The 9,008-nt window shown below is 73.2% G+C and carries 7 protein-coding genes and 1 pseudogene; 4 read left to right on the top strand and 4 right to left on the bottom strand.

Annotation, left to right across the window (positions count from 1 at the left end):
• The 3 genes from EBO15_RS41805 to EBO15_RS41795 form a co-directional block, all read left to right on the top strand.
• Nucleotides 1-270: response regulator transcription factor (locus EBO15_RS41805; RefSeq protein WP_147481898.1), on the top strand; the 270-nt coding region annotated here is incomplete at its 5' end.
• A gap of 289 nt (nucleotides 271-559) precedes the next feature.
• Nucleotides 560-1,657 (top strand): alpha/beta hydrolase, encoded by a 1,098-nt coding sequence (locus EBO15_RS41800; RefSeq protein WP_122199983.1) that lies wholly within the window; start codon nucleotides 560-562, stop codon nucleotides 1,655-1,657.
• Between the two features lie 61 nt (nucleotides 1,658-1,718).
• Nucleotides 1,719-4,286, top strand: coding sequence for a GMC oxidoreductase (locus EBO15_RS41795; protein ID WP_122199982.1), 2,568 nt, complete (start codon nucleotides 1,719-1,721; stop codon nucleotides 4,284-4,286).
• Nucleotides 4,287-4,389: 103 nt separating this feature from the next.
• Here the strand turns inward: EBO15_RS41795 and EBO15_RS41790 are convergent, their stop codons facing one another.
• The 4 genes from EBO15_RS41790 to EBO15_RS41775 all read right to left on the bottom strand — a co-directional run bounded on the left by EBO15_RS41790 (nucleotide 4,390) and on the right by EBO15_RS41775 (nucleotide 8,522).
• Nucleotides 4,390-6,432: a CehA/McbA family metallohydrolase gene (locus tag EBO15_RS41790; protein WP_122199981.1), complete on the bottom strand. Its 2,043-nt coding sequence runs from the start codon at nucleotides 6,430-6,432 to the stop codon at nucleotides 4,390-4,392.
• Between the two features lie 112 nt (nucleotides 6,433-6,544).
• Nucleotides 6,545-7,117: a CGNR zinc finger domain-containing protein gene (locus EBO15_RS41785; RefSeq protein ID WP_122199980.1), complete on the bottom strand. Its 573-nt coding sequence runs from the start codon at nucleotides 7,115-7,117 to the stop codon at nucleotides 6,545-6,547.
• Nucleotides 7,118-7,260: 143 nt separating this feature from the next.
• Nucleotides 7,261-7,689: a PPOX class F420-dependent oxidoreductase gene (locus tag EBO15_RS41780; protein WP_122199979.1), complete on the bottom strand. Its 429-nt coding sequence runs from the start codon at nucleotides 7,687-7,689 to the stop codon at nucleotides 7,261-7,263.
• 104 nt (nucleotides 7,690-7,793) lie between these two features.
• Nucleotides 7,794-8,522 carry a hypothetical protein gene (locus EBO15_RS41775; RefSeq protein ID WP_199745160.1) on the bottom strand — a complete coding sequence of 243 codons (729 nt, stop codon included), beginning with the start codon at nucleotides 8,520-8,522 and terminating at the stop codon, nucleotides 7,794-7,796.
• Between the two features lie 264 nt (nucleotides 8,523-8,786).
• Between EBO15_RS41775 and EBO15_RS41770 the strand changes: the two are divergent.
• Nucleotides 8,787-9,008: pseudogene (locus tag EBO15_RS41770) on the top strand (hypothetical protein); the annotation flags it as partial.

The raw sequence follows: 9,008 nt of genomic DNA, 5'->3' as shown, positions 1-9,008 counted from the left end.
GGCCAGGCGGCGCGCGAGCAGCGCCGGGTCGGGGTGCGGGTGCCCGCGCCGGGCGGCCGCGGCTCCGGGCCGGGCGGGCTGTCCAAGCGCGAGTACGAGGTGGCGTCGCTCGTCGCCGAGGGGTACACGAACTCCCAGATCGCCGAGCGGCTGTTCGTCAGCGTCCGGACGGTCGAGACGCACCTGTCGCACATCTTCACCAAACTCGGCGTCTCGTCCCGCGTGGGTGTCGTCAGCGCGCTCAACCGCGGCGATTCCGGCCGGGCCTGACCCCGCCGTAACCCGGATTCGGTACCGGCCCGATACTAGGGCGGACGCCGTTTCGGGGGCGGTTCCGGACACCGGTCCGGACATCCGGACGGTCGCGTGTCCCAACCGGACGCGTGACGCCGTCGTCCCATGAAGTACGAGTTCAGCACACACCGGGACGCCGTGGGCGCGGTGCGCACAGGGTGTCAGTGCCGCCGGGTCCGGGCTTCCGGGACAAGTCAGGGTTTCCCACGATGCCGCCGGTCAGTGCCCGGCAGCATCATTCTTGCGGGAGACAACGGAGGCGAGGATGACCCAGACGACGATTCCACGGCGGACGCTGGAGGGCGTCAAGGACGCCGACGTCACGGTGTACCCGTTCGCGACCGGGGACGGCCTCGGACTGGAGCTCACCCGTTTCGGGCGCGCCGAGTGCGACGACGTCGTGCTGCTGGTCCACGGGCTCACCTCGGCCAGCGACGTGTTCATCATGCCGGAGCACCAGAACCTGGCCACCCACCTCCTGGACGCCGGGTTCACCGACGTGTGGGCGCTGGACTTCCGGATGAGCGGCCGTTTCCCCTACGACACCGAGACGCACCGCTACACCCTCGACGACATCGCCCTGTACGACTTCCCGGCGGCGCTGGAGGTGATCCGCCGCGAGATCGGCGACCGGCGGCTGCACGTCATCGCGCACTGCCTCGGCTCGGTGTCGTTCACGATGGCGCTGTTCGCCGGGACGGTCACCGGCATCACCAGCCTGACCTGCAACAGCGTCTCGCTCACGCCGCGCGTGCCGTGGTTCTCCAAGCTGAAGCTGTCGCTCGGCCCGACGTTCCTGGAGTACGTGGCCGGGCTGCCGTACATCGACCCGCGCTTCGGTGAGGCCCCGGCGTTCACCCGCGGCTGGATGCTGTCGCGGATGGTGTCGCTGTTCCACCGCGAGTGCGACGTCCGCGCGTGCCACATGCAGAGCTTCCAGTGGGGCGCGGGCAAACCCGCGATGTACGAGCACGAGAACCTGCTGCCCGTCACCCACGAGCGCGTCGCCGACATCTGCTGCGCGTCCGGGCTGCACTACTACCGGCACGTCCGCAGGATGGTCGACGCCGGGCGCTCGGTGAAGTACGCGCCGAACGACCCGAAGTACGCCGCCCTCCCGAAGGACTACCTGGCCGGCGCGGCCGACGTGACCACTCCGCTGCTGCTCCTGGCGCCGGAGAAGAACCGCGTCTTCGCCGACTCCAACATCCACTTCCACAAGATCCTCGAGCGGGCCGCGCCGGGCCGCCACGAGCTGGCCGTGCTGCCCGGCTACGGGCACCTCGACCCGCTCATCGGCAAGAACTCGCACCTCGACGTGTTCCCCCTCGTCGTCGACTTCCTCAAGCGGCACTCCGCCTAGGCCGCCCGGGCCGGGACGGGACGCCGCCGCGTCCGGACAGAGAAAGAGCAGGAGCAACAGCATGGAGCAGGTCGACGCAGTCGTCGTCGGCTCGGGGTTCGGCGGGTCGGTCAGCGCGTACCGGCTCGCCGAGGCCGGGCGGTCGGTGGTGCTGCTGGAGCGCGGCCGCCCGTACCCGCCCGGCAGCTTCCCCCGCTCCCCCGCCGAGATGAGCCGGGCGTTCTGGGAGCCGCGCGCGGGCCTGTACGGCATGTTCGACGTGTGGCGCTTCGACGGCTGCGACTCGGTCGTGTCGGCCGGGCTCGGCGGCGGCTCGCTGATCTACGCCAACGTGCTGCTCCGCAAGGACGAGCGCTGGTTCGTCCACGAGGAGCTGCCGGACGGCTCCTACGAGTCGTGGCCGATCAGCCGCGCCGACCTCGACCCGCACTACGACGCCGTCGAGAGGATCCTCGAGCCGACGCCGTTCCCGCTGGACCGCGCGCCGTTCGACAACACGCCGAAGGCGCACGCCATGCAGGACGCGGCCGCCGAGCTCGGCCTGGACGTGACGCTGCCGCCGCTCGCCGTCCGGTTCGCCGGCGAGCCCGGCGGGCAGCCCGCGGTCGGGCTGCCGATCGCCGAGCCGTCCTACGGGAACCTCCACGGCGTCCCGCGGCGCACCTGCAACCTGTGCGGCGAGTGCGACATCGGCTGCAACGACGGGTCGAAGAACACCCTCGACCACACCTACCTGTCGGCCGCCCAGCACCACGGCGCGGACATCCGCACCGGGCACGAGGTGAAGAGGATCCGCCCGCGGCGCGGCGGCGGGTACGAGGTCGACTACGTCGTCCACGACATGGAGTCCAAGGCGCGCAGGCCGCCGGTGCGGACCATCGGCTGCGACCGGCTGATCCTGTCGGCCGGAACGTACGGCACCGCGCGCATCCTGCTGCGTTCGAAGGCGGCGCTGCCGGGGCTGAGCGACGCCCTCGGCACCCGGTTCAGCGGCAACGGCGACCTGCTGACGTTCCTGCTCAAGGCCAAGGACCGCAACCGGGTGCGTCCGCTGGACGCGGCGCGCGGACCGGTCATCACCAGCGCGATCCGGCTGCCCGACGACGTGGACGGCGTGCCCGGCGCGGGCCGCGGCGCCTACATCCAGGACGGCGGCCACCCCGGTTTCGTCGACTGGGCCGTCCAGGGCCTCGACGTCCCGGGCCAGATCGAGCGCATCGTGAAGTTCCTGGTCGAGCGGTTCGTCGACTTCTTCAAGGACGTCCCGGACACGCACCTGTCGGCCGAGCTCAGCGAGCTGGTCGGCAGCGGCTCGCTCACGGTCAGCTCGCTGCCGCTGCTCGGCATGGGCCGCGACACCCCCGACGGGCGCCTGGACCTGGACAAGCACGGCCGCCTCTACGCCGACTGGACGACCAAGACCAGCGAGGCGTACTTCGAGCGCGTCCGCAAGACGATGCAGAGCATCGCGGACGTGCTGGGCGCGGAGTACGCCGACAACCCGATGTGGTTCCGCAAGCGGATCATCACCGTCCACCCGCTCGGCGGCGTGCCGATGGGCGCCCACGAGGGCGTGGGCGTGTGCGACCCGTACGGTGAGGTGTACGGCCACCCCGGACTGCACATCGCGGACGGTTCGGTCATGCCGGGCCCGGTCGGCCCGAACCCGTCGCTGACGATCGCGGCGTTCGCCGACCGGATGAGCACCCGCCTGCTGGAGAGCGGCGGGGGCGGGACAGGGGTTTCGACGCCCGCGTCGACGGCCTCGGCCACGACCTCGGCTGCGACCTCGTCCACCGCCTCGCCCGGGAGCGGCTCCCCCCGCAGGGCGCCCGTCGAGAAGGCCGTCGCGGGCCTCGCCCTCACGAACGCGACGTCCGTGCCCGCCGGTGTGGGGGCGGCGTCCGGAAGCACGGGGGCCGGGCCGGTCTCGTCGACCGGCCCGCGCCACGAAACGGTGAGCGGCGGTGCGTACACCCCCGAGCGGGGACCGCGGACGGAACCCGGGGACCGGTTCCGTGCCGACGCGGGGGGTACGTCACTGTCGTTCACCGAGCAGATGAAGGGCCACGTCACCTTCGGCACGCCGGACCCGCGCGCGGGCGAGGTGGACGAGGACCGCGAGCCCTTCGCGTTCCGGCTGACCATCGCGACCGACGACGTGCACCGGTTCCTCAGCGAACCCGAGCACGAGGCGACCGCGGAGGGCTGGGTCGAGGCCGCGCGCTGCGGCGGGCGGCGGCCCGTCCGGCGGGGCCGGTTCAACCTGTTCGCGCCGACCGGCGAGGCGCAGCGCCGGGTGATGCGGTACCGGCTGTTCTTCACCGACGACGGGGGCCGTGACCTGACCCTGACCGGTGAGAAGAACGTCCTGCACGGCCCGCCCACCCGGATCTGGCCGGACACGTCCACGCTCTACACGCGCCTGCTCGCCGGGCACGTGGGGGCGGACGACGAACCGGACGCCGAGGTCGTCGGCGCGGGCGTGCTGCACATCCAGCTGACCGACTTCGCGCGGCAGCTGACCACCTTCCGCACCGGCGGGCCGCACGGCACGACGGCGCTGGCCGAGTTCGGCCGGTTCTTCGCCGGCGAGCTCTGGGAGGTCTACGGCCCCGACCTCACCTGACGGGGCCCCGAGAACGCGCGGGACGGAGGAACTGCGGGGTGCCTCCGTCCCGCGCCCTTTTCCATCGGCGTCCTCCTGCACGGCGCCGAGCTTGTGGGCCCGCTCAGGTGAGCCTGGACCGGTAGACGGCCCGCGCGGCCTCGATGAGGGCGACGTGGTCGGCGAGCCGGCGCTCGTCGCCGAGCCGCGCCCGGTCGCGGATCATCCGCTCGAAGCCGTCGAGGAAGTCCAGGCACCAGCGGACGTCGTCCTCGCGCGCGACATGGCGTCCGGCGACGTGCAGGTGGACCGGGCTGGTCTGGGCGTAGACGCCCAGACGGTGCATCGACCGGAGGTGCTCGGGGCCGGTCGCCACGGCGATCACGTAGGTCGGCCCGGTGACGCCGAGCCGGACGGTCAGCTCGTCCGGCGGGCCCTCGGCGACGACGCCGTCCGCGGTGAGCAGCTGGACGTTCTCGACCTCCTCGCCGACCACGCGGACGGTGGCGGTGACCGTTCCGCCGGATCCGGGCAGGTCGAGCGTGTCGCCGGGGCCGTGGCCGTCGACGTCGAGTTCGAGCCAGGGGCCGGTGGTCGCGAAGGTGCGTCCGCGCCGGATCGCGTCCGCGAACGACGCGGCGGTCAGGTCGCCGTCCACGCGGGCGTAGACGCGTTCCCAGCCGGGCGGGCTGGACTGGTTGCCGCGCCGCGTGAACGAGATCTGCGTGTCGCTTCCGGCGGTGACGGCGAGCCGGTTCCCCGCTCCGACCAGGCGCCGGTAGACGCGCGCGGTCGCGTGGACGTCGGAGTGGTTCAGGACGTCCAGGCTGTGCACGAGGCCGAGCGCGGCGTCGGCGACGATCTCGCGGGCCGAGCAGTTGCGGCCGTCGGAGAGCGCCTCGCCCGGGTCGCCGTCCTCGCCTACCGCGAGGTGGAACGGGTGGCTGTAGCCGACGATCGCGCCGAGTGCGGTGAGCCGCCTGATGCCCTCGGCGTTCGGCGGCCAGTCGTCGGTCCCGAGGAAGCCCGTGTGGAACAGGTCGGGAGGGCGCTCCATGCCGAACGCGTAGAGGTGTCCGAGCAGGTCGTTGCGGTACTCGACGCCGAAGCGGGCGATGTGCCCGGGAGTGGACCAGGGGGCGTCGCTCCCGGCCCAGTGCTCCAGCGCCTCGCGGTCGTAGACGCGGACGGTCGAGACGTTCCCGGCGACGAGGTTGAGGACGTGCAGGTCCTCGCCCTGCTGGATCGCGGCGGCCTGCTCGGGCGTCCCGACGCTGTTCCCGGCCCAGTTCATGTGGACGTGCATGTCGCCGCCGTACCAGCCGCGCGCGGCGGCGTCGTAGCGGCGGCGCGGCGTCAGGTCGACGCTGAGCTCCTCGTCCGGCGCGGGATGGACGCGTGTCTCGGCGATCTCGTACTCGGCGCCGCGCGTGACCCGGACGGTGAGGGGCTCGGCCGGGACGTCCAGGACGAGGTCGTCGCCGTGGAAGTAGGGCTGGGCGTGCGCGTCGTGCCGGTCGGGGGCGCCCGGCGGGTACCAGCCGTGGCCGTCGTCGCCGACGACCGTCCAGCGGCAGGGCATCCCGGCGCGGACGCGCAGCCGCGCCTTGGCGGCCCGGCGGGTGAGCGCGTCGAGGGAGACGACCGCCTCGTCCACGACGACCTTGGCGTCGCTCGTGATCGGCACGAGGCGCACGCCGTGCGGCTCGAGGTCGTGGACGGCGCCGTCGATCTCCACGCGGACGCTCTCGTCGCGGGACGAGTCGAGCAGCAGCGTGGTCGCGTGCTCCGTCCCGGCGGCGAAGACCGGGCGCGGACGGGCCTCGATACGGGCGCCGCCGGGGGCGAGACGCAGCGCGGCGAGGTTGTCGGGCAGCGCGCCGCCCAGGACGTCCCGGAGGATCTCCCGCAGGTCGACGCTGTTCAGCGCGGCCTCGATGTGCGGACCGGTCGATCCCTCGGAGTGTTCGACGGCCTTCACGAACCAGGCGACGAAGTACGCCCGCTCGTCCGGGACGAACGGCGCGACCTCCAGCTGCCGGACGTAGCGGATCGGGTCCTCGCCCCAGGTGGGGCCGTGCGCGGCGAGCAGCGCCCGGTACTCGTCGAGCGCGCGCCGCACCGGCTCGGGCACGTTCGAGGCGTCCTGCGTGCAGTCTCCGCACATCCGGCCCTCCCGCCGTCGTGCCGCCCGGGCCGCCAGCGTGACACGGCCGGACGGCGGAACGAACGATGAGGAGCTGGCCGGTTACGGACGGGAACGGATCCGGCTCCCGGGTTCAGGCCTGGGCGCGCGCGCGGAACGCGGCGGTCTTCACCCGGTTCTGGCAGGCGGTCGAGCAGTAGCGGCGGGTGCCGTTCCGCGAGGTGTCGACGTAGACGCGGTCGCACACGGGCGCGGTGCAGACCCCGAGCCGGTCGTGCAGTTCGCTGCCGAGGACGACGGCGAGGCCGGTCGCGCAGGGCCCGCCCCACTCGGCGGTCAGCCCGCTGTCGGCGCCGTGGAAGTGCAGGTGCCAGGGCTCGCCGTCGTGCCGGGCGAGGCGCGGGCGCGCGGCCGTGTCGTCCAGCATCCGGTTGACCCGCGCGGCCGCATCGTCCACGTCGCCGCCCGCGACGGCCTCGAAGACCTCGCGCAGCCGGAGTGCGACGGCGGCCAGCTCGGCCAGCTCCGCCTCGGTGCGGCGGGTGTCGTCCCCGGCGTCGCCCCAGACGGCGTTCGCGGCGTCGGAGCGTTCGCGCGGGTCGGACGGGGGTTCGTAGCGGCGGCCGCGGCGCTCGCCGGGGGTCAGGACGTTGACCAGTTCGACGGCGGCCGTGACGACCCGATCCGAGTGACTGTTGTAATCCACTTGACCAGTTACATTCCTCGAGGCGCGATGTGACCATCTAAAGCCTACACGGCAGTTACAGAGGGGTTCATGAGCACGCTCGCCCCGGCCGCCGCCGCCCTCGGCCCGCTGAAGAGCGCCCGCGACGACTCGCCGGGCGCAGGTCAGCGGAGCGGCTGCCCGTAGACGCGCTCGACGGGCAGCCGCACGACGAGCCTCCGCTCCTCGACCATCACGCGGCGGTACTCGTCCCAGTCCGGGTGCTCGCCGCGGATGGAGCGGTACAGGTCGACCAGCTCCTCGACGGTCGCGTCCCGCTCGCCGGCGGCGACGTCCGTCAGCTCGGCGACGCCCTCGGCGACCGTCCAGGACCAGCCGTCCTTGCTGCTCACGTGGAGGCTCGCGCGCGGGTCGCGGCGCAGGTTGCGGGTCTTGGCCCGGTCGTCGGTGACCGAGATCCGCACCAGGTCCCGGTCCCGGTCGTAGTGGTAGATGATGTTGGACAGCTGGGGGCGCCCGTCCCGCTTGATCGTCACCAGGGCGCCCAGCCTGCTCTCCGCCAGCAGTCTCCGCAGTCCCGTCTCGTCCGCCATGTCGGCCTCCGCCGTCCTCGTCCGATGGTCGTGTGGGACGACCGCGGGCCCCGTCCCGCGCCTCCCGGCGGGCGGGACGGGCCCGGGCCGTCGTCTCCAGGCTGTCAGTTGAAGTCGTCGCCGCGTCCGCCGACCCCGGTGAGCAGCGTCAGCTCCGGCACCCGGACGGGCGGGTCGCCCCCGGCCGCACGGACCGGACGCTCCCGGAGCGGCAGGACGCGCGGCCTGGCCGGCGGACGGGTGAGCAGGTGCCCCCGGAACACCGAGCCCTTGGCGGTGATCCGGACGGGCTCGAACGCCGACTCGGGCAGCGAGCTGAAGCCCGTGCGCACCACGTCGGCGAACATCGCCTCCGACACCACCACGGCCAGGTCACGGCGCGGGTCGTCCAGCAGGCGGCGCAGCGGCATCGAGTCGAGCAGCCGCTGGACGACGACCGGGGCGTCCCCGGCGGGGCCGAACGGGCCGGGGTACAGCGTGCCGTGGTGCAGCGCGAGCCGGACCCGCAGCCGCCAGCCGCCGCGCGCCGGGTCGAGTCGTCCGCCGGTGTCGCGGGCGGCGTTCACCTCGCGCAGCGCGGCCTCGAAGCCCACGACGAAGTCGCCCGCCACGACGGCCGGGGACGTCCCGGCCGGAAGCGTGGCCAGCTCGCCGTCCCCGCCGACCTGCTCGATCCAGTCGGACCGGGACAGCCCGGCGGCGGCCGCCGCCTTGTCGAGCACGGTCGCCAGGTCGTGCTGCGCCGCGAGCTGCCGCCGCGCGGTCAGCCTGCTGTAACCCTGGATGTCCACGGCGAGCAGCAGTCGGTAGACCAGGTCTTCCTCCAAGTTCACGCCCATCTCGCCTTCGTCCCTCCGAGCGCGCGGGGCGGTCGCCCGCCATCGCTCCACGCCGGAGTGGGTGTCGCCTTTCGATGGAGGGTCGCTGTGACGTCAGGGATGTGTGGTGCCTCCGCTCTCCTCTGATGTCCTCGACACCTGTTTCGACGAGACAAACCGCCGGTCCGAGCCCTGAAGTAAGTAAGACCTATCTAAAAGGTAATAGTCCCTGCCGGGTCGGGTTACCAGCCGGTAGAGATCGGACCGTACGCTGGGCCCGTGAGCGCCACCCGACCCGTCCAGGGACCCCGACTGATGCTGCCCGGCCTCCGCGAGGTCTACGAGGTGTTCGTGCGGGCCGCCGGCGAGCTGCCGGCCCTGCCCGCCGCCCTGCCCGCCGAGGTGTGGGTGTCGGCGCAGCTCGGCACGCTGGAGTCCGCCGCCCCGCACGCCGAGGGCCGCCGGGCGGCGCTCGGCGACCTGGTCACGTCCCTGCGCGCC

Source organism: Actinomadura harenae, assembly GCF_003696215.1.
GTDB classification, from domain to species: Bacteria; Actinomycetota; Actinomycetes; order Streptosporangiales; family Streptosporangiaceae; genus Spirillospora; species Spirillospora harenae.
The sequence above is the reverse complement of the archived record's forward strand: the minus strand, read 5'-3'. Positions and strand labels throughout refer to the sequence as shown.

What these genes read in the sequence shown, in the direction of transcription:
- EBO15_RS41800 (WP_122199983.1), top strand. Translation starts at nt 560, where the DNA reads ATGACCCAGACGACGATTCCACGGCGGACGCTGGAGGGCGTCAAGGAC.
- EBO15_RS41795 (WP_122199982.1), top strand. Translation starts at nt 1,719, where the DNA reads ATGGAGCAGGTCGACGCAGTCGTCGTCGGCTCGGGGTTCGGCGGGTCG.
- EBO15_RS41790 (WP_122199981.1), bottom strand. Translation starts at nt 6,432, where the DNA reads ATGTGCGGAGACTGCACGCAGGACGCCTCGAACGTGCCCGAGCCGGTG.
- EBO15_RS41780 (WP_122199979.1), bottom strand. Translation starts at nt 7,689, where the DNA reads ATGGCGGACGAGACGGGACTGCGGAGACTGCTGGCGGAGAGCAGGCTG.